This is a genomic window from Beijerinckia mobilis (assembly GCF_000745425.1).
Classification (GTDB): Bacteria; Pseudomonadota; Alphaproteobacteria; order Rhizobiales; family Beijerinckiaceae; genus Beijerinckia; species Beijerinckia mobilis.
Map to the genome: position 1 here is coordinate 222,880 of NZ_JQJH01000004.1, position 19,512 is coordinate 242,391.

Annotated in this window: 19 protein-coding genes; 12 read left to right on the forward strand and 7 right to left on the reverse strand. The window is 59.6% G+C overall.

The window, feature by feature from the left end:
• Positions 1-49: 49 nt before the first annotated feature.
• The 6 genes from DL88_RS06415 (at position 50) to DL88_RS06440 (ending at position 4,074) form a co-directional block, all read left to right on the forward strand.
• The gene (locus DL88_RS06415; RefSeq protein ID WP_034993536.1) at positions 50-1,030 is read left to right on the forward strand and encodes a S1C family serine protease; all 981 of its coding nucleotides are present in this window, start codon (positions 50-52) and stop codon (positions 1,028-1,030) included.
• Between the two features lie 379 nt (positions 1,031-1,409).
• Entirely contained in the window at positions 1,410-1,784 is a 375-nt protein-coding gene (locus DL88_RS06420) for a hypothetical protein (RefSeq protein ID WP_034993792.1), read from the forward strand.
• Between the two features lie 10 nt (positions 1,785-1,794).
• Positions 1,795-2,661 carry a DUF5131 family protein gene (locus DL88_RS06425; RefSeq protein ID WP_034993538.1) on the forward strand — a complete coding sequence of 289 codons (867 nt, stop codon included), beginning with the start codon at positions 1,795-1,797 and terminating at the stop codon, positions 2,659-2,661.
• Positions 2,662-2,795: 134 nt separating this feature from the next.
• Positions 2,796-3,140 (forward strand): hypothetical protein, encoded by a 345-nt coding sequence (locus tag DL88_RS06430; RefSeq protein WP_034993540.1) that lies wholly within the window; start codon positions 2,796-2,798, stop codon positions 3,138-3,140.
• A gap of 10 nt (positions 3,141-3,150) precedes the next feature.
• The gene (locus DL88_RS06435) at positions 3,151-3,750 is read left to right on the forward strand and encodes a Clp1/GlmU family protein (RefSeq protein ID WP_034993543.1); all 600 of its coding nucleotides are present in this window, start codon (positions 3,151-3,153) and stop codon (positions 3,748-3,750) included.
• A gap of 30 nt (positions 3,751-3,780) precedes the next feature.
• Complete coding sequence (locus DL88_RS06440) at positions 3,781-4,074, forward strand: hypothetical protein (protein WP_034993547.1); 294 nt, start codon at positions 3,781-3,783, stop codon at positions 4,072-4,074.
• Between the two features lie 28 nt (positions 4,075-4,102).
• On the opposite strand, the gene DL88_RS06445 is transcribed toward DL88_RS06440, so the two are convergent.
• A complete protein-coding gene (locus DL88_RS06445; protein WP_034993796.1) occupies positions 4,103-4,693 on the reverse strand; it encodes a nucleoside 2-deoxyribosyltransferase in 591 nt (196 codons plus the stop codon).
• A 312-nt stretch (positions 4,694-5,005) separates the two neighbouring features.
• On the opposite strand from DL88_RS06445, the gene DL88_RS06450 reads away from it, so the two are divergent.
• The 4 genes from DL88_RS06450 (at position 5,006) to DL88_RS06465 (ending at position 9,508) form a co-directional block, all read left to right on the forward strand.
• Positions 5,006-5,869 carry an aldose epimerase family protein gene (locus tag DL88_RS06450; protein WP_034993550.1) on the forward strand — a complete coding sequence of 288 codons (864 nt, stop codon included), beginning with the start codon at positions 5,006-5,008 and terminating at the stop codon, positions 5,867-5,869.
• 58 nt (positions 5,870-5,927) lie between these two features.
• Positions 5,928-6,206 carry a GNAT family N-acetyltransferase gene (locus DL88_RS06455; RefSeq protein ID WP_034993552.1) on the forward strand — a complete coding sequence of 93 codons (279 nt, stop codon included), beginning with the start codon at positions 5,928-5,930 and terminating at the stop codon, positions 6,204-6,206.
• 244 nt (positions 6,207-6,450) lie between these two features.
• Positions 6,451-7,413, forward strand: coding sequence for a bifunctional 5,10-methylenetetrahydrofolate dehydrogenase/5,10-methenyltetrahydrofolate cyclohydrolase (locus DL88_RS06460; protein ID WP_084705007.1), 963 nt, complete (start codon positions 6,451-6,453; stop codon positions 7,411-7,413).
• Positions 7,414-7,849: 436 nt separating this feature from the next.
• Positions 7,850-9,508 carry a P-loop NTPase family protein gene (locus DL88_RS06465; RefSeq protein WP_034993553.1) on the forward strand — a complete coding sequence of 553 codons (1,659 nt, stop codon included), beginning with the start codon at positions 7,850-7,852 and terminating at the stop codon, positions 9,506-9,508.
• A 6-nt stretch (positions 9,509-9,514) separates the two neighbouring features.
• Here the strand turns inward: DL88_RS06465 and DL88_RS06470 are convergent, their stop codons facing one another.
• A complete protein-coding gene (locus tag DL88_RS06470) occupies positions 9,515-9,727 on the reverse strand; it encodes a DUF2842 domain-containing protein (RefSeq protein WP_034993555.1) in 213 nt (70 codons plus the stop codon).
• 250 nt (positions 9,728-9,977) lie between these two features.
• On the opposite strand from DL88_RS06470, the gene DL88_RS06480 reads away from it, so the two are divergent.
• Positions 9,978-11,060 (forward strand): COX15/CtaA family protein, encoded by a 1,083-nt coding sequence (locus DL88_RS06480; RefSeq protein ID WP_084705020.1) that lies wholly within the window; start codon positions 9,978-9,980, stop codon positions 11,058-11,060.
• 128 nt (positions 11,061-11,188) lie between these two features.
• Here DL88_RS06480 and DL88_RS06485 read toward each other — a convergent pair whose 3' ends face one another.
• The 3 genes from DL88_RS06485 to DL88_RS06495 form a co-directional block, all read right to left on the reverse strand.
• A complete protein-coding gene (locus DL88_RS06485; protein ID WP_034993560.1) occupies positions 11,189-12,472 on the reverse strand; it encodes an O-acetylhomoserine aminocarboxypropyltransferase in 1,284 nt (427 codons plus the stop codon).
• A gap of 41 nt (positions 12,473-12,513) precedes the next feature.
• Positions 12,514-13,233 (reverse strand): dethiobiotin synthase, encoded by a 720-nt coding sequence (bioD, locus tag DL88_RS06490; protein WP_084705008.1) that lies wholly within the window; start codon positions 13,231-13,233, stop codon positions 12,514-12,516.
• Between the two features lie 246 nt (positions 13,234-13,479).
• Positions 13,480-14,670, reverse strand: a complete 1,191-nt coding sequence (locus DL88_RS06495; RefSeq protein ID WP_034993562.1) for an aminotransferase class I/II-fold pyridoxal phosphate-dependent enzyme — start codon at positions 14,668-14,670, stop codon at positions 13,480-13,482.
• 171 nt (positions 14,671-14,841) lie between these two features.
• Here DL88_RS06495 and DL88_RS06500 point away from each other — a divergent pair, with 171 nt between their 5' ends.
• Entirely contained in the window at positions 14,842-16,119 is a 1,278-nt protein-coding gene (locus DL88_RS06500; RefSeq protein WP_034993564.1) for an adenosylmethionine--8-amino-7-oxononanoate transaminase, read from the forward strand.
• A 43-nt stretch (positions 16,120-16,162) separates the two neighbouring features.
• Here the strand turns inward: DL88_RS06500 and DL88_RS06505 are convergent, their stop codons facing one another.
• Complete coding sequence (locus DL88_RS06505; protein WP_034993565.1) at positions 16,163-16,354, reverse strand: hypothetical protein; 192 nt, start codon at positions 16,352-16,354, stop codon at positions 16,163-16,165.
• A 250-nt stretch (positions 16,355-16,604) separates the two neighbouring features.
• Positions 16,605-19,058, reverse strand: coding sequence for a DNA topoisomerase (ATP-hydrolyzing) subunit B (gene gyrB, locus DL88_RS06510; protein WP_034993817.1), 2,454 nt, complete (start codon positions 19,056-19,058; stop codon positions 16,605-16,607).
• Positions 19,059-19,512: the final 454 nt, after the last annotated feature.

Consider the following 19,512-nt stretch of genomic DNA (forward strand, 5'->3'; position numbering starts at 1 on the left):
ATCCTGTTCTGGATGACGGACGTTCGCTTCAACGGATCGGGAGAGGAACATGGTGCTCAAGGATGAAGATTGGAAGATTCCACCCGAGGCTCAGCCGAAACAGACCAGTTATCGATTTGATTTGGAACAGGCCTTGAGTTCCGTCGTCGCCATCCGTTCGCGGGTTCCAGCCGATGCCTTCACCGCGAATATTCTGGGGACCGAGCGTTCTGGCAACGGGACCTTGATTGATGAGGATGGCATCATCCTCACCGTCGGCTATCTCGTCACTGAGGCCGATGAAGTCTGGATCACCACCAATGGCGGGTTGGTCGTTGCTGGTCACGTCCTAGGCATCGATCATACGACCGGTTTGGCGCTCGTGCAGGCGCTTGGGCGGCTCGACATTCCCGTCATGCCGCTCGGCCAGTCGAGCAAGACGCAGGTCGGCGACAGGGTCATCATCGGGGGGGCCGGGGGGCTCGAGCATTCCCTCTCGGCCCATATTGTCGCTAAGCAGGAATTCGCCGGCTATTGGGAATATGTCCTCGACGAGGCGATCTTTACCGCGCCGGCGCATCCCGACTGGGGCGGTACGGCAATGATCGACGCGACGGGCCACCTCCTGGGCATAGGCTCGCTGCAGGTGCCGCATCAGGTCCATGGCGAACAGGTGCTCCAGCTCAATATGATCGTGCCGATCGACCTTTTGGAACCGATCTATGCCGATTTGCGGATGTTCGGACAGCCGGATCGTCCGCAGCGTCCCTGGCTGGGACTATTTGCCGCCGAGGATCACGATCGGATCGTCGTCATCGGCTTCGCTGGCAACGGGCCGGCGAAGCGGGCTGGCCTCAATGAAGGCGATTCTATTCTCGCTGTAGCAGGTCATCCGGTTTCGACGCTTGTCGATCTGTTCCGGCATATCTGGGCCCTGGGGACCGCCGGCTGCGACGTGCCGCTGACGCTGGAACGCGAAGGCGATGTCTTCGACGTCCATATCACCTCGGCTGACCGCAATCGGTATCTGAAGACGGCCTCGATCCACTGAGGTGCTCCAGAGGATTTTTCGACAATGTTGAATCGCTTTGCGATTCCGCAGTCCTGAAAACACGCTCGTTTTTCGAGTAGAGCGTTTCCGGAAATATCCGAAACGCTCAGCCGCACAATTCGGGGAAACGCTCGCGACGCCTGGTGGCCGCGACCTGTCCCCGAAGGAAATTGTCGCGGTCGAGGAACCTTCATCCCGGCTCGTTCTTTTGCAACGATGGGTACGTCGTTCCAGTCAATGTCGCTTCTCCTTTCGGGCATTATCCTTGCCTCGTTCATTCCGCGCGAGCGGTGGGAGTTGTTCCCCGCGTGCGGAACCTGTCGGCTTCTATCGGCCGATGACAGGAATGGCGCGCCGGTGGCTCATCAGGGAGGCATGCATGCAGCATCATGTTCCATATCTGACGGCGGAAGCACTCGGCATCGAAGACTGGGAACGCGAAGAACTCATTGCGCTCTGGCCTCAACTCATGGCGGAAGCCTTGCCGCTCGACATGCGCCGCGCCGCATCCGATTGCGGAACGGTTTGCTGCATTGGCGGGCATATTGCTCTCAGCCACGGCATTTCCGTTCTGGGCGCACGGCGTTATGTCCAGAGTGTGGGAGCGCTAACGCCCCTGTTCTTCCCCGATCTGACGGTCAATCAGGCCCATTCCGGCTGGCGTGCCAGCGGACCGCAGGCAGCGCGCGCGATTCTGAATTTTCTCACCACCGGCAGACCCGACTGGGATGCGGTGATGAACGTCAAAAGGTGACAGGGCAGGCATGGCATCAGGTCGGGCGCCGGGCATTCTCTATGCCGACAAACTTTGGGACCCGCTGGCGGGCTGTACGCGTAAAAGCGCCGCTTGCCGGAATTGCTACGCCGAGACGCTGACCAGCGAAGCGGCGGCGGCAGGGGAAAGCTGGGCGCAAGGCTTTGCCGAAAAGGGAAGCTGGACCGGCAAGGTCGATTTGCGGAAGGACCGCCTCGCGTTGCCGCTCGAATGGGACGAGCCAGCGCGCGTCTTTGTCAATGCCTTGTCGGATCTCTTCCACGAATCGCTTGATAATGCCGTGATCGACCAGATTTTCGCGGTGATGGCTCTGTCGCCGCAGCATACGTTTCTGGTTTTGACCAAGCGGCCCAAGACCATGCAGCCCTATATGGCCGACAAGGCGACGCCTGTGCGGATCGAACAGGCGATGGCGGCGCTGTCTCCCGATGGGCCGAAGCTGCCCGCCTGGCCATTGCCCAATGTCTGGCTTGGCGTCACGGCGGAGAATCAGAAAGAAGCGGACCGGCGCATTCCCCTGCTGCTTGAAACGCCAGCGGCGCGGCGTTTCGCGGCCGCCGAGCCTTTGCTGGAGAAAGTGGATTTCAAGCCCGGCACATGGCTGAAGAACGGTGGCGGTGGGCTCGACTGGATTGTGGCGGGAGGCGAAATCGGCCCCGGCGCCAATAAATGCCAGCCAGACTGGGCACGCGCTTTGCGCGATCAATGTGCTGCGCAGAACACAGCCTTTTTCTGGACGCAATGGGGCACGCATGATGCTGGCGATGGCGCAGGGATGGCGGCAGACGCGTCCTCTGCCGAGAGTTCGGCGCGCCGCCTGCTCGACGGCACCCTTCATGACGCTTTGCCGTCTTGACCTTGACGGTTTGAGCTGGTGGTTCCACTGATCACTCTTGAAATCCCGGCCGTTTCGGGTTTTCTTGCAGGGTCGCGCCAAAGTGCGATGACGTCCCGGAAGGCAAGGCCACACGGGAGTTAGGGAAAAGGCTCATGGCGGTGCCGAAAACGGTCAGCGAACATCTCGCCGACCTCAAAAGCCGGATCAAATATGTGGAGCTGGGCGATCACGTCGGTTTCATCGTCGCGGCGCGCCATTGTGCTGAAACCTTCCGCCGTTACATGGCCGTCAACGGCAAGCAGAGCCTGGCGATCGATAATCTCGTCTCCAAATGTTCGATTCTTTCGGAAGGTTTGAAAGCCGATCCGCCGCTGTCCACCGACACCATACGGCATCTGCGCCGCGACGCGCTTGAGGCGGTCGATCATCTGACCAGCTTTCTCTCCGACGCCGAGCCAGCGCATGAGGCGCGTATTCTGCCCCTCGTGCGGCGCTGATCGATCAGACTTGACGATCCTGCCCGACACCAGTTTTGAGGCCGCGTCCAAGACGGACTCCGCACAAGGTGCTGACTGCCCCGAGCCGTGGCGCGAAGTTCTGGCCTTGCTGCCGAAGCGGGATTGGCGGCGCTTGATGGTGATAGGCGCGCCTGATCGCGGCAAGGCGCAGTTCTGCCTCACGCTTTTGCGACGTCTTGCGGGGAAAAGCCCTGCTTTGCTGCTTGATGCGGATATTGGCCGCAATCTCCTGCCGCCTCCGGCCTCTGTCACTCTTGGGCGTCTCGACGCTGAGGGATCGCTCGCGCCGCTGGCGTTTCTCTTTGCTGGCGGTGTCGATCCAGTCCCGCGCCTCGACGCCATCGTATCGGCGTGCGCCGCCTTGGCAAATGATGTCCCGGAACGGCTCATCATCAAGACATGCGGCCTCGTCAATCCGGCCGGCCGCCGTCTCAAGCAACAGAAATTGGCGGCATTGCAGCCTGATCTCGTGATCGCGCTTGCGGAGCCGGGTGATCGTCTCGATCCGATCCTGGCCATGATCGCGCCGGAGCGATTGATATGCCTTGAGGCTCTGGTCCCGGCCGCGCCGTTAAATGCCATGCAATAGGCAGCATTACGTCTGACCGCTTTCGAGCGCATGTTGCGCGGAGCCACGGAGCGGAGGCTGGTTGAAGTCACCTTCGATTGGCTTGAAACCGAGGCGCCGGATCCCGATGAACACTATCTTTGCAGTCTGGTCGACGGGGCAGGGCGAGACATTGCTCTTGGCCTGCTGCGACGGTTTGATTGTACAGCTGGAACGGCGAATGTTTTGACCACGGCTGAGGATGACGCAATCGCCAGGCTGCGGGTGGGCATGATATTGCCGGAGGAATTGCGGTTCTATGATCCGGCGTCACCCTTGCTGATCGATCGCACCAGGGAATCTTGAGAGAACCATCCGTCGGTATCATCGCACTTCAAAGTGAGCCGGATTGGATCTGTTCGGCAAGAAGACGCAGACATTGTTCGAAGCCCGTGAGATCCGCATACAGACGGTCTTGGGGAGCGTCATTGATGATAATGGGATGGTTCTGCAAGGCGAGGCAGGCGTCGATCATCAGATTTTCCGCATTGCCGAAATCTTCAACCATCAGCCCTTGTGAATCTCGCCACACACCGCTTTCCTCGTCGAGGCTGAGGTCATTCTCCCGCGCGATACGTGCCGCTAGATCGGCTGCCACATTGGTATAGCCGAAGACCTTCTTGCCGCGCCCTGCCATATAGCCGAGCTCGAAGACGGAGCCTGGATCGGCATTGACGCCGCGAAACGGCGTCAGATTGACGATGGCGGCGATTGCCTCGTCCATCATGGCGAGATTGGCGCTGTAGATGACGAGATCGACCCGTTCCCCCGGCGCCCGCGCATGAATCTCATTGTCGAGAGGAAACAGACCTTCGAAACCGTAAGCGGCACAGAGGGCCTTCTTGGCCTCGCCGACCGCCAGGGCGTCGGGCAGGAAGACCTCAGGTCCGGCGAGATAGAGGCTTGGTCGTTTCGTCTCAGGCATGGGCGGTAGAATAGAGCAGAAAAGAAATAGCGGAAGGCGTCGAGCCCCACTCATCGCCTTTGGCCCCCGCGATTGCGGGACGGCGGCTTTCCGCCGAACGAGGTGGATCATGACAGATCATGACCGATGCACTTCATTCGAAGGCATATTTTAAAGCATTTTCGTTAGGAATCGAATGGTTGGGTCCTGCTTTTCAAATTGTTTGAAAAAGGCGCCTGTTTCCAGCCGCATCGGTTGACGGCCATCGCAATGGCGTCCGCTGATTGTGCAGGGTTGGCGCTCCAGCGTGCGAATCCATTCCCAGAGTCGTTTATGGGCGAGACGATCATTCTTTCCAGCGGCGATGCAGAGGCCTTCATCGATCTCCGTGGGGCCGAGCTTTTGGGCTGGCGTGTGCATGGTGCCGATCTTCTGTGGCAGCCCGAAGCTGCGGTTTGGAACGCGACCGCGCCGATTCTTTTTCCTGTGGTCGGCTGGACGCGGGAGGGCAGGGTGCGCGTCGGCGGCAAGACCTATCCCCTTGGCCTGCATGGTTTTGCGAGCGCCCGCGATTTTCAAGTCGAACGCCGAAGCGGGCACGAGGTCTGGCTACGTCTCGATGCTGACGAGGCCACGAAGGCGCTCTACCCTTTCGCCTTTTCGCTCACGGCGCATTACGCGTTGAAAGGCGGGAGCCTTACGGCAACATTGATCGTCGACAATCGCGACGAAGTGCCCATGCCCTATGCCTGCGGCCTCCATCCTGGCTTTACCTTTTCCTGGCGTAAGGGAACCATTCTTTTCGATGGGGAGGAGGAGGCGGAGGTGCCGCTGATTTCCCGGAATGGTCTCTTTTTGCCGCAAAAGCGTGTGCTCCCTATCGAGGGTCGCAGGCTTGATCTCTCCGCCGAGCTGTTGGCGGAAGAAGCCTTGTGTTTCTTGAATGTGCGGAGCCGGGGTCTTACCTTCTGGCAAGAAGGGCATCCACTTCTGCGCGTCGACTTCGACCAGTTCGCTCATCTCGCGCTTTGGGCGAGGCCGCCGGCGCCATTTCTGTCGATTGAGGTCTGGACCGGTCACGGTGATCCGGAGGGATTCGATGGCGATCTTTACACTAAGCCATCGATGCGTGTCCTGCGTCCCCGCGAACAGGCGCGACATGCTGTAACATGGTCATTTTGTCGCGAAACCGTATGATCCGTTTTGCATTTTGATTTTATGTATTGTGAACGAAATAACTTAAAGGGGGGCGTGAATGACTGAGATCATCGACAATACCGACTGCCGCCGCTTCGAAATGAAAGTCGGTGAGGACGTTGCCTTCATCACTTATGAGAAGGACAATGGCCGCCTCATTCTCCTGCATACGGAAGTTCCGCGAAGCCTTGGCGGACGCGGCATTGGTTCAGCCATGGCTCATGCCATCCTGGAGGAGGCGCGGCGCAGCGGCCGGCCGGTCGTCGCCTGCTGCGAATTCATCGCTTCCTATGTCAAACATCATCCCGAATATACAGAAGTGCTGCAGTGTCATTGACGGTCGCAATCTGAACTCAAGCGGAACTATTCGCTTTCGTTCCGGATGCAGGCTCTGACGCATGGCGTTCCGAGCTTCGACAGCTTTTGTCTGAGGATCGTGTGGAAGGGAGGGGCAAAGTCCCCTTCCGGAAGGTGATCGTTCTCGAACAAAAATCTCATCCTCTTCCCGGCTTGATGCTGTAGAAAGCCGCATCTTCGATATCCTCGCGCCATGCGGGGTTTGCATGTGCGGAGGCGGATGAATGGGATCGGACGAAAAAACCGCGACTTTAGATGAAAGCGGCATTCTGAGGCCGTCGGAAGGCTCGGCTTGGCTGATCGATGGCAAGCGCGCCTCCGAAAATGTCCTCGCGTCAATCTCGGAAGAGACCAGAAAGCTCGCGGCTCAAGGGGTCAAACCGGGTCTTGCCGTCATTCTGGTGGGGGAAGATCCAGCAAGCCAGGTCTATGTGAAATCGAAAAGCCGGACGGCATTGGCCTGCGGGTTTCATTCGGTGCAGCATGACCTGCCGGCACATGCCGGTGAAGACGATATTCTGGCGCTGATTGCCAAGCTCAATGCCGACCCGGCAATCCATGGTATTTTGCTGCAATTGCCCTTGCCGAATGGACGGGATGCGACGCGGATCATCGAATCCATTGATCCCGCCAAAGATGTCGATGGTTTGCATCCCCTCAATGCCGGTCTGCTGGCGATCGGTGATCTGGAGCGCGCGCTTGTTCCCTGTACACCGGCTGGCTGCGTCCATCTTCTGGACCGGACGGCGGCGGTGCTCGGAAGGGAAGTCGCCGGAGCTCATGCCGTCGTGGTGGGGCGATCCAATCTCGTCGGCAAGCCGATCGTGCAATTGCTGCTCGCCCGTAATGCGACAGTCACGATCGCCCATTCGAAAAGCCGCGATCTTCCAGGCATTGTGGGAAGCGCCGATATCCTTGTCGCCGCGGTCGGCCGTCCGCAAATGATCCAGGGCGAATGGATCAAGCCCGGCGCCATCGTGCTCGATGTCGGCATTAATCGTATCCCGGCCGAGGGAACAACGGAAACTGGTGAACCGAAAACACGTCTTGTCGGCGATGTCGCGCGTCAGGCGGCGCTTTCCAAGGCTGCCGCGATCACGCCGGTGCCCGGCGGCGTTGGCCCCATGACCATTGCCATGCTGATGGCCAATACGCTGCGTGCCGCGAAGATGCGTGTTGGCCTGTGACAATGGGAAATGGCGCAGCTTTGCTGTGCATATTCAGGTAAACAGCTTCAAACCAAAAGGCGGGTGCCGCCTTTTGGAACGATTTCGCGCGGTTTTCGCGAACATTCCTTGAAGGACATGAAAATTCGCATTTTCGGATGATCATCAGGCTGTCGGGAGGGCGCGTGAGCATACGGTTGCCGCCGGTCAATCCTGCCGTTTCCGCTTGAACAGGGTTTAGTATAACCTTTTGTAAACGGTTTTTACGGGTGTGAAAGCCGGTATCAAATCGGCGTTTATGGCTTAACTATCTGATATTATAAAGAATAAGATACCGCTAGAAGCGTTGGCTTAACTGTTTGGGGCGGTGAGTTCATATAGATAATTTCTTTGTCGGTGTTAACCATGTGGAAACCTTAAGTGTTTTTGATAGCGTCACCCGAATCCGAGGTTGGCGATGAACAAGCGGCTCGACTGCGACGCGCACTACAAAAGAGGTTTCGATATTGATTTCTACGCGCTGCAACAGGCTGCGGCGCGCCAGAAATGGATTCTCGTCACGCCGCCTCTCGTCGTCTTCGTTTTGCTCTGCTTATGGTTTCTCCTGGTGCCGCCGACCTATACGGCAGTGGCGCGGATCGCCCGGCCAGCGCCTGAAAAGGTCGAGACCCTTGTATCGGAGCGTGAGCTGCCGCCCGAGCTCCAGGCTCAAAGCGATAATGAGCCCAACTCTCTCTCCGGGGACAGCGATGCCGGTTTGCATCCTGGCGGAGATAAACCACGGGATGATGGTCAGGCGCAGAGTGGCGCCTCGGCGTCTTTGATGGCCGCCCAAGCGGCCGCAGCAACTGCCACCATGGACCCAGCCGCTCTCTTGCGTAATCAGGCCGCCCGCCTTTCCTCCGAGGAATTTGCCCGCCGCGCCATTGCCCAATTGCGGGAGAGCACCGATTTTTCCGCCACCACGGACGCCATCGGATTTGATCTCGTGGCTGCTGAGGCCTGGCAGACGTTTGGAGCGTTCCTGCACCAGGCCGGGTTCAACGCTGTCATCGCCGGAGAGGCAAGGACCGGCGATCCTGCGCGAGACGATGATCTGGTCGCCTGGCTTCGCCGGAAATTGACCATTACCGTCAATGAAAGCGCGGGGGATATAGCCATCGCTTTCTCTGACAAGAACGCGATTCTTGCTGCGCGGATCGCCAATAAATTCGCCGAGCTTTTTCTCGACATCGATCCGCACGCGGGCAATGTCGCTGCCGCGGTTCCAGTGCGTCAGGCTGGCTTCGCGCAGGATCCGGCGCTTCTTGCCCTTGGCCCGTTTGCGGCCCTTCTGATGGGCGTCTCGGTACTGTTCACGCGCGAATGGCGTTCGGGCCGCCTTGTCGGCGGTGCTGATATGGTGCCACAGCGGCCCCGCGCGCTTGGCGAGGTCAAGCAATTGACACGCTTCGACCCTCTTACTCCCGCGCAAGGGGAAGATGCCGGCCAGCTTCTGCCGCTTCCCGCCGCACGCCGGGAGGAAACCGTCGATGTCGCCGATATTGCCGGGCGCATCCGCGCGAGCCGGCGTGACGGGCTTGCGGCGCATATCGTTTTTACAGGTGTCAACCTTGGCGGACGCAGCGGCCGTCCGCTCGTCGGGCTAGGGCGCCAGCTCGCGCAGGAGGGGCGTACGATCCTCATCGATCTTGGCGGCGTCTGGCAGAATGAGGCCACCGCCACGCAGCGCGATGGTGCGTCTCCTGGCCTCACAAAGGTGCTGAAAGGGGAAGCTTCGTTCGCGGAAGCCATCCGGCGCGATCCCATCTCGCGCCTGCATATTCTCTCCGGCGATCCCGAACAGCCTTTTGATCTCCACGCCTTCGATGTGGTTTTCGCGGCGCTCTCGCAAACCTATGATTATATTCTCTTGACGACACCACCGCTTGACCAGAGCCCGGTGGCGAGCAAACTGACCGCTCGGGCCGATCTGGTGATCCTGACGACGCTCGATCAGAACGAACGCATGGTCGCCTCGGCGCATAAGGAATTGTGCCAGAACGCGCATTGCGAGGTTCTGGTCATTGGTGTCGGTGGCAAGCTGATGCCGCGCCTCGTCGATACGGCCGCCTGATCCGGTTCAGCTGGCGTCCGGCCGTTCCATCCATTTGATGAGCGGCATGAGCGGGAAAATCCAGGCAATGCCGAGCAGGGCGTAGCCGATTCCCTGAAGGAGACCCGGCGCCTCCTGAAAGATGCGCGCCTGAGCCAGCGCCATGGCGACGAGCGCATAGGCGATGACGAAGCTCAGCATGAGCACGGCGCCGATGAATTTTCGCAGACGTCGGCGCATGAGGATCCTTTATCGGTTGCGCATGAGGGAACGCCGTCGCTATAGCGGAAACCACGCGGGGGCAAAAGCCGGTTCCCGCCTTTGCATGATCCAAACCCTCCGTCTTGCGGCATTTGACAGGTTGCATGTGCTGGTCGCGCGGATTATGCGTCGCGAGACTACGCCTATCCGCTTTTCCTGAATGGCTGCGCTCGGTCGCACAGATTCAGCCTGCGACGACCGCTTTGATCCATTTGCCGAACGAGATTTCATGAGCACTTTCGATCATGCTGCGCCGGAGCCCCTGTCTTTTCCGCGCGCGGCGACGGGCACCCGTGCCGTTGCCTTCTGGCTCTGGGTGCTTGCCGCCCTCGTCTTTCTCATGGTCATTGTCGGCGGCGCGACGCGCCTCACCGAATCCGGACTTTCCATCACTGAATGGAAGCCGATCAGCGGCGCGATCCCCCCGCTGACGGAGCGGGACTGGCAGGCGGAATTCGATAATTACAAGCGCATTCCTCAATATGCGGCGATCTTTCCGGATATGGATCTCGCCGGTTTCAAGTTCATCTTCTTCTTCGAATGGAGCCATCGGCTTCTCGGTCGGTTGATCGGGCTTGTCACCGCTCTGCCGCTCGTCTTTTTCTGGCTGCGCGGCATGCTGCCGCCGGGCTATAAGCCTCGGCTTCTCGCGCTTCTGGCGCTCGGCGGCCTGCAGGGTTTCGTCGGTTGGTGGATGGTGAAATCCGGCCTCTCCAACCGGATCGAGGTCGCTCAGGAGCGTCTCGCCATCCATCTGGTTCTGGCGTCGGTCACTTTCGCCTTCATCGTCTGGCTGGCCTCCGCTTTGCGCCGCCGTCCGCGTGAAATCGCGCCCTCGGTCTCCGCGCGCCTGAGCTTTGGCGCGGGTGTGTTTCTCGTGCTGGTACTGGCGCAGATCGGCCTTGGCGCGCTCGTCGCCGGTCTGCGCGCCGGGCGCGCCTATAATACCTGGCCGCTGATCGATGGACATTTTCTGCCGCGGACCGAAAGTCTTGCTCTCCTGCAACCTGTCTGGCGCAATTTCGTCGATAATCTGCTGACGGTGCAGTTCCAGCACCGCATGGCGGCCTATCTGGTGCTCGCTCTGGCTTTGTTGCAGGCCTGGTGGACCGTCCGCGAGATTGGCTCCCGGCTATCGGCTGCACGGCGGGCGCGGGCGCTCGCCGGTCTGACGCTCGTCCAGGTCCTGCTCGGCATCGTCACGCTGCTGCTGGTCGTGCCGCTTTGGGCCGGTCTTCTGCATCAGGCCTTCGCCATGCTGGTGCTCGGCATGGCGGTCGTTCATCTTCAGGCTCTGGTGCAAGGGCGCTGATCCGCTCCTGCTTAGAGCATGTTCGGATGTTTCCGAACTGCTCCACTTGGGAAAATTAGAGCGTTTTCAACTATTTTGAATCGCCTAGCGATGCAATCAGCACCAAAAACGCTCTAGGTCTTTCGCGTTTATGCCGCCAGCGCCTGATCGAGATCGGCAATAATATCGCGCGGATCCTCGATACCGATCGAAAGGCGGATCACTTCGGGCCCGGCCCCCGCCGCGATTTTCTGCGCATCGGTCAATTGCCGGTGCGTCGTCGAGGCCGGATGGATCACGAGAGAACGCGTATCGCCCACATTGGCAAGCAGCGAGAAGAGTTTCAGTTTCGAGACAGTCCGCAGCGCCGCTTCATAGCCGTCCTTGATACCGAAGGTGAAGACGGCTCCGGCGCCAAGCGGCGTATATTTCTTCGCCAGGGCATAATAGCGGTCCTCCGGCAGACCGGCATAGCTGACCCATTCGACCGCGCGGTGCTGGGCGAGATGCGTCGCTACCAGAAGCGCATTGTCGCAATGACGCTGCATACGCAAGGGCAGTGTCTCGATGCCGTTGAGCAGAAGGAAGGCATTGAATGGCGAGAGCGATGGCCCGAGATCGCGCAGGCTGAGAGCCCGCGCGGCAAGTGCAAAGGCGAAATGGGGGAATGTATCCGCGATGATGAGGCCGCCATATTCCGCATGCGGCTCACAGAGCATGGGATAGCGTTTGTCGCCGCGCCAATCGAACGTGCCGCCGTCGACGATCAGGCCGCCCATGGAATTGCCCTGGCCACCGAGGAATTTGGTCGCGGAATGGACGATGATGTCGGCGCCATGTTCGAAGGGCCGGATGAGATAGGGCGAGGCCAGCGTATTATCGACGATGAGCGGAATTTTATGGGCCTTGGCCACTTTCGCCACCGCTTCGAGATCGGTGATCGTGCCCCCGGGATTGGCGATCGATTCGACGAAGATTGCCTTGGTCTGCGGCGTCACGGCGGCGGCAAAGGCCTCGATGTCGTCGGTATCCGCGAAATTGACGTTCCAGCCGAAATTCTTGAACGAATGGGAGAGTTGATTGACCGTGCCGCCATAGAGCTTGGTCGCGGCGAGTATTGTATCGCCTGGCTGCATGAGATTGTGAAAGACGAGCAATTGCGCCGCATGTCCGGAAGCCACCGCCAGGGCGGCCGTGCCGCCTTCGAGAGCGGCGATGCGTTCTTCCAGCACGGCATTGGTCGGATTGGTGATCCGCGTGTAAATATTGCCGAATTCCTGCAAGCCGAACCGCGCTGCCGCCTGATCGGCATTGGCGAAGACATAGGATGTCGTCTGATAGATCGGGGTTGCCCTGGCTCCCGTCGTTGGGTCGGGCGCGGCACCCGCATGGACGGCAAGGGTTGCAAAACCCGGCAAGACTTCTGCGGACATGGGAATTCCTTGCGTTGACGGCGGCGATAGGGGTGAAAGGTTCAGGGCATGGGAGGCTTTTGCCTCGTGACGAGTTCAGCGAGTTGCGCAAAGGCGGCCATGTTGACGTCGCTTCCTCTTGGCGCTTCCTTTGCTTCTTGGCGCAGGACGATGAGCGGTACCTGGGTAAAACAGCACAAGGTTGCCAGCGTTTCATCAAGCGAAACGGTTGATGCGGCCGATTCATTGACGACGAGCGCGGAGAGCGTGAGACCGCGATGCTTCAGGACTTCGAGGGCGGTGAGACAATGGCTGATCGCGCCGAGATAGCTGCCGGTCACCAGGATGAGCGGATGGTTGAGGGCTACAATCCAGTCGAGCACCGTATGCCGCTCGTCTAAAGGCACCATGAGACCGCCGACGCCCTCGATCAGGAGCACGTCTCCGGCCTGCCTTTGCTCCTCGGCCTCTCGGCAGAAGGCGATGATCTCGTCGAAAGCGAGTATGCCGCCTTCCGCGCGCGCCGCCATATCCGGGGAAAGTGGCGCGCAAAACCGGAAGGGTGAAATGGCCTTGATAGATTCGAGCGTGGGCGTCAGACCCGCCGCTTCAATCAGCATGGCGGGGTCGCTGCCTGTGAAAGCCTCCGGATCGAAGCCGCTCACAACGGGTTTCAGCGCCGTCACGCGGCGGCCGGCCTTTATGAGAGCACGAATGAGACCGGCCGAGACATAGGTCTTGCCGATATCGGTGCCGGTGCCGGTAATGAAACATGTCGTCATGAAAAGCGTGCTCCGCCACGATCATGGCCTGTTGCCACCGTCCCGCGAAATCGGACGAAGGAAGGAAGTGGCAAGAAAAGGCGGAGGAGAATCAGCAGAGCCCGGAAAAGACATGAATCCATCATGCCGTTTCCATAAAATCTATCAAGTCTATAGATTTTTACTTATCGATTTTATCTCACCTTCATCCCTGCGACTGAAGGGTGGCGGCTTCCCGCTGAATCTCCACGATCCTGATAATTTGGATCATGGAGACGTGGCATTAATGGCACCGTCCTTCATCAAAGGCCCGACAGCCTCCGCAAGCCGTTCGATTTCTTCTCGAGGATGATTGGCGGTAAAGGCGAAGCGCAGCCGCGCTGTCCCCTCGGCGACTGTCGGCGGCCGGATCGGCATCACCAGAAATCCCTGGTCCGCCAGGCCGGACGCGGCTTTCATGACCCTCTCGACCGCGCCGAGAATGATCGGCACGATGGGGCTTTGCGCGGGCGGCAGGCCGAGTTTTGCGGTAAAAAGCCTTGCATTGGCGAGAGGTCGTTCGCTCAATCCCGGTTCGTTTTCGATAACCTCCAGCGCCGCCAGCGCGCCCGCCGCGAGCGCCGGAGGCATTCCGGTTGAATAGACGAAAGTGCGCGCGCGCGTCTTCATGAGATCGACGACCGGCTGCGAGGCGCAGAGATAGCCGCCATAGCCTCCGATTGCCTTGGACAATGTTCCCATCTGCAAGGGAATGATAGGCGGCGGATCGAAGGCATGCCGCGAGCCCCGCCCGCGACCGCGTGCGCCGAGCCCCAGAACACCGAGCCCATGGGCGTCGTCGCTCATCAGCCAGCAATCGTGAAGGGCGCAAAGCGCGGCGAGATCGGGCAGGGGAGCGAGATCGCCATCCATGGAGAAGACGCCATCGGTCAAAAGCAGCGCATGGCGATATTTATGGCGCTCACTTTTCAGCAGTGATTCGGCATGGGCGACATCGTTATGGCGAAAGATATGGATCGTTGCCGGCGAAAGCTGGGTGCCGGCAAACAGGCAGGCATGGGCGAGTTCGTCGATGAGGATCAGATCGCCTGTGCCGGCGAGCGTCGGCACGATGCCCGTATTGGCGAGATAGCCGGCGCCGAAGACGCAGGCCGCCTCGGCGCCCTTGAAAGCGGCGAGGCGCGCTTCGAGCTTTTCGAAAAGTGGATGATTGCCGGTGACGAGCCGCGACGCCCCGGACCCCAAGCCATAGGTTTCGAGCGCCTCGGCCGCCGCCGCCTTGACGGCGGGATGGTGAGTGAGATTGAGATAATCGTTGCAGGAGAAGGAAAGCAGCTTACGGCCTTCCACATGAATCCAAAGGCCATCTTCCCGAAAATTCGCGCGCAGGTTACGGCGCAGGCCACGTGTTTCGAGATCGGCCAGTTTGGCGGCGGCGAAAGCATCGAGCGAATTCATCAGCGGGCCCGGCAATCGTGAAAGATGGCTCGATGTAACGGGTTGGGCGCGCGCCTGGCAAACGGATCGGGGCTCGACTCTCGGCAGAGGCACTTTCTCAGGCCCCAATCGGGATCGATCGGCCAAAGCCAGAGCCGGACGGCACTATAGTTGGCAGGAAATTGACAGGCGATGACATTGGATTGGTTTCAAAAAGGCATGGCGCATATCTGGTTGCCCTATGCGCAGATGCAGACGGCTTTGCCCCCCCTGCCGGTTGCCTCCACGCAGGGCGCGCGTATCCATCTTGCCGATGGCCGCAGTCTGATCGATGGCATTGCGAGCTGGTGGACCGCTTGTCACGGCTATAATCACCCGGCGATTTTCGCCGCCCTTATGGATCAGGCTGGGCGTATGCCGCATGTCATGTTTGGCGGTCTCGTTCATGAACCCGCCCTGCGTCTTGCCACCCGTCTCTGCGATCTTCTGCCCGGCGATCTGTCGCATGTCTTCTTCACCGATAGCGGTTCCGTCGCCGTCGAGGTAGCGATGAAAATGGCCGTGCAATATTGGCTGAATCGGGGCGAGCGCGGGCGCAGCCGCTTCCTCAGTTTCAGACATGGCTATCATGGGGATACATTCGCGACGATGTCTGTATGCGATCCCGATGAAGGCATGCACAAACATTTTGCCGATGTTCTCATACACCAGCTCATTGGTGATCTGCCGCGTGACGATGAAGGGGAAGCGGCCTTGACCGCGCTGCTCGAACGTGAGGCAGGGACGCTCGCCGGCATCATTGTCGAGCCTCTGGTGCAGGGCGCTGGCGGCATGGTCTTTCATGATCCCACCACTTTGCGGCGTCTGCGCAAACTCGCCGATCGTTTTGGTCTGCTGCTCATCTTCGATGAAATCTTCACCGGCTTTGGACGCACTGGCACCCTCTTCGCCTGCGAGTCTGCCGCAATCGTGCCCGATATCATTACTCTGTCCAAGGCACTCACCGGTGGCACGCTGCCGCTGGCCGCCACGATCGCGCGGACACATGTTTTCAAGGCTTTTCTTTCTGACGAGGAGACCCATGCCCTGATGCATGGGCCGACCTTCATGGCCAATGCGCTCGCCTGCGCGGCGGCCAATGCCTCGCTCGACCTTTTCGCCAGCGAGCCACGTCTGCAGCAGGTGACAAACATTGCTCAATGGCTCGAGGAAGGTCTCGCGCCCTGCCGCGATCTGCCCTTTGTATGCGATGTCCGTGTCAAAGGCGCGATCGGTGTCGTCGAACTCGAAAGGATTGCCGATCTCAAGGGCCTGAAACAGGCATTGCTTGCGGAGGGTGTCTGGATACGGCCTTTTGGCCGGATCGTCTATCTGACACCGGCGCTGACGATCACGGAGGATGAGCTTGCCATTCTGACACGCGCGATTGTCACTGTGTTGAAACAGCGGGATTGGTCGAAACAGGGGTAGGCGTTTCGTGTGATAACAGGACGCTGCCTACGCGCAGGTTGTGTCAATTCTGCGGGATTGGCGGAATCTTCATCCAATGCGTCGCGCCGAAATAGGGCTCGGCATTGCGGTCGAGCCAGCTCTGCAGCACGAAGTTCCAGGAAATCATTTCAACGACTTCATCTGACCCGGCCTTGCAGGCGAGAATCTCCTGGCCATCCAGGGGTGCTGTGCCGATAGGTTGCCATTCGCTCATGGAAATCTCCGAAATTCGCTTCCGGGTGTAGCAAATGCCGTTCCCGTTGGGCCAGAGCGTTTCGGATATATCCGGAAACGCTCCACGAAAGAAAATTAGAGTATTTTCAAAACGATGGAATCGCGTAGCAATTCAACATTATCGGAAAATGCTCTAGGTAAGTCTTCAGCACGCGCATGCATTCGATCCGGCGGAACACATGCGCGTGATTCGATGACAATGTCATGATCGCTGTAGGCGGAGGCGCTGGCTACACATCAAGATTATGGACGTTGAGCGCATTATCCTGAATGAATTCGCGGCGCGGCTCGACGACATCGCCCATGAGTTTCACGAAGACATCGTCGGCGTCGTCGCCTTCCTTGATGCGGACCTGAAGCAGTGAGCGCGCCTCGCGATCGAGCGTGGTTTCCCACAATTGATCGGGGTTCATTTCGCCAAGGCCCTTGTAGCGCTGCATTTGCGAAATGCCCTTCTGACCAGCCGCCATGACGGCTTCGAGCAGGTCGGTCGGTCCGGCCACCTGTTTCTCGTCGTGATTGCGCAGGAAGACGGCCGGCTCGGCGAATGTTTCGTGGAGGGCTGGGGCCAGTTCGTTGAGCCGGCGCGCTTCCGCCGAAGCGAGGAGACCTGCATCGAGAATGGCTACCTGGCGGACGCCGCGCAAGGTGCGCTCGAACAGATAGCCGCCGTTGTCGATGCCACCGGTCCAACCGCGTTCCAATTCGTCGGCAAGGGCATCGAGCCGTGCCGCGACGGTCGTCGCGAGTGCGGGCGCCAGTTCCTCTTCGTTGGGGAGAATTGGCCGGAGAGCCCCGGCGATCGCCATTTGCTCGACGATGCGTCTGTCGTAACGGGAATGCAGCCCGGAGAGTACATGGCGTGCGACCTGCGCCTCTTCCACCAGTTTACGCAGATCGGCTCCGGCGCGGAGCTCGCCATTGGCGAGCCGCAGCATGGAATTATCGAGCCCGTTGTCGATCAGATAATCCTCGCGGGCGCGTTCATCCTTCAGATATTGCTCGGAGCTGCCGCGCTTGACCTTATAGAGCGGCGGCTGGGCGATATAGAGATGGCCGCGCTCGATCAGTGGGCGCATCTGGCGGAAGAAGAATGTCAGCAGCAGTGTGCGAATGTGCGAGCCGTCGACATCCGCATCGGTCATGATGATGATCTTGTGATAGCGCAGCTTGTCCGGATTGAAATCCTCGTGGCCGATGCCGGTGCCGAGCGCCGTGATGAGTGTGCCGATTTCCTGGCTCGACAGCATTTTGTCGAAACGCGCCCGTTCGACATTGAGGATCTTGCCGCGTAGCGGCAGCACCGCCTGATATTCGCGGTTGCGGCCCTGTTTCGCGGAGCCACCGGCGGAATCACCCTCGACCAGGAAGAGCTCAGCCTTGGCGGGGTCGCGTTCCTGACAATCGGCGAGCTTGCCGGGCAGGTTGGCGACGTCGAGCGCGCCCTTGCGGCGGGTCAGTTCGCGGGCCTTGCGCGCGGCCTCACGCGCCTGCGCTGCCTCGACGACCTTGCCGATGATCGCCTTGCCTTCCTGCGGATGTTCCTCGAACCATTGGCCGAGCTTGTCGTTGACGAGACTTTCGACGACAGGCCGCACTTCCGAGGAGACGAGCTTCTCCTTGGTCTGCGACGAGAATTTTGGATCGGGGACCTTGACCGAGAGAACGCAGGTGAGACCCTCGCGGCAATCATCCGGCGCGAGATCGACCTTTTCACGCTTGATGAGGCCGGAACGCTCGGCATAACCGGTGACCTGGCGCGTCAGCGCGCTGCGCAAGCCGGTCAGATGAGTGCCGCCATCGCGTTGGGGAATGTTGTTGGTGAAGGCGAGCACATGCTCGTGATAGGAATCATTCCACCAGAGCGCCGCCTCGACGGTGATCCCGTCGCGTTCGCCGCCGATCAGAATCGGCTGATCGAACAGGGAACTTTTGGTGCGGTCGAGGAACCGCACGAAGGCTTCGAGGCCGCCCTCGTAATGGAGTTCTTCGACTTTCGTTTCCGAGCCGCGGGCATCGGTCAGCAGAATGCGGACGCCAGAATTCAGAAAGGCGAGTTCGCGCAGGCGATGTTCGATCGTCGCATAGTTGAAATCGACCATGGTGAAGGTTTCGGGCGAAGGAAGAAATGTGACTTCCGTGCCGCGCTTCGGCTTGCCGTCGATGATGGGGGCAGGGCCGACGACCGCGAGAGACCCTTGCGCCACGCCATGCGCGAAAAGGATTTCATGCTCCTTGGCATCGCGCCAGATGCGCAATTTCAGCCAGGTGGAAAGGGCGTTGACGACGGAAACGCCGACGCCATGCAGGCCGCCAGACACTTTATAGGAATTCTGGTCGAATTTTCCGCCCGCATGCAGCTGGGTCATAATGACCTCGGCCGCTGAAACACCTTCCTCGGCGTGAATGTCGGTGGGAATGCCGCGCCCGTCGTCAGTGACGGTGACCGAGCCATCGGGATTAAGCGTCACTGTGACGCGGGTCGCATGGCCGGCCAGAGCCTCGTCGATGGCATTATCGACCACCTCATAGATCATATGATGCAGGCCGGAACCATCGTCCGTATCACCAATATACATGCCGGGCCGCTTGCGGACGGCATCGAGGCCGCGCAGCACCTTGATCGAATCGGCCCCATAGGCCTGTTCTTCAGTCGCGAGCGGAGCCGATGCGGGTTCATCCATGGAAATTGAAACTCTTATCTGGTTGGTGAGGTGCGCAAGCTTGTTCTTATAAACGGAAATGCGTCCCTGGTCATGTTTTCCAATATCGGCGGATAACATCCGGACCCTTGATTTATAAGGGAATAGGCTTGCCGGAAAATTATGCCTGCGTGAAATTTCCCCTCTTTGTTGCACCGAAATTGCTACGGCTGCAGGCGCAAAAAGAATGGGGCTGCCGCGCTTCTCCCCTTGAAATCCGCCCGGAACGACAGTGTATTCCTTCGGGACGATAGGCCGGGCATTTGAAACGTGCATCACGGGGGCGATGCCTTGCGTTTCGCTCCCCCGATAGACGGTCCGGACTGCGGGGGGAAGGGAGGCGCTCGAGCGTTTCGGAAGACGCTCTCGGGCGCATCGGTTCTCACGAATGCATCAGTCTGGTCTCAAATGGGCTTCATCCCGGACTTTGATGCTG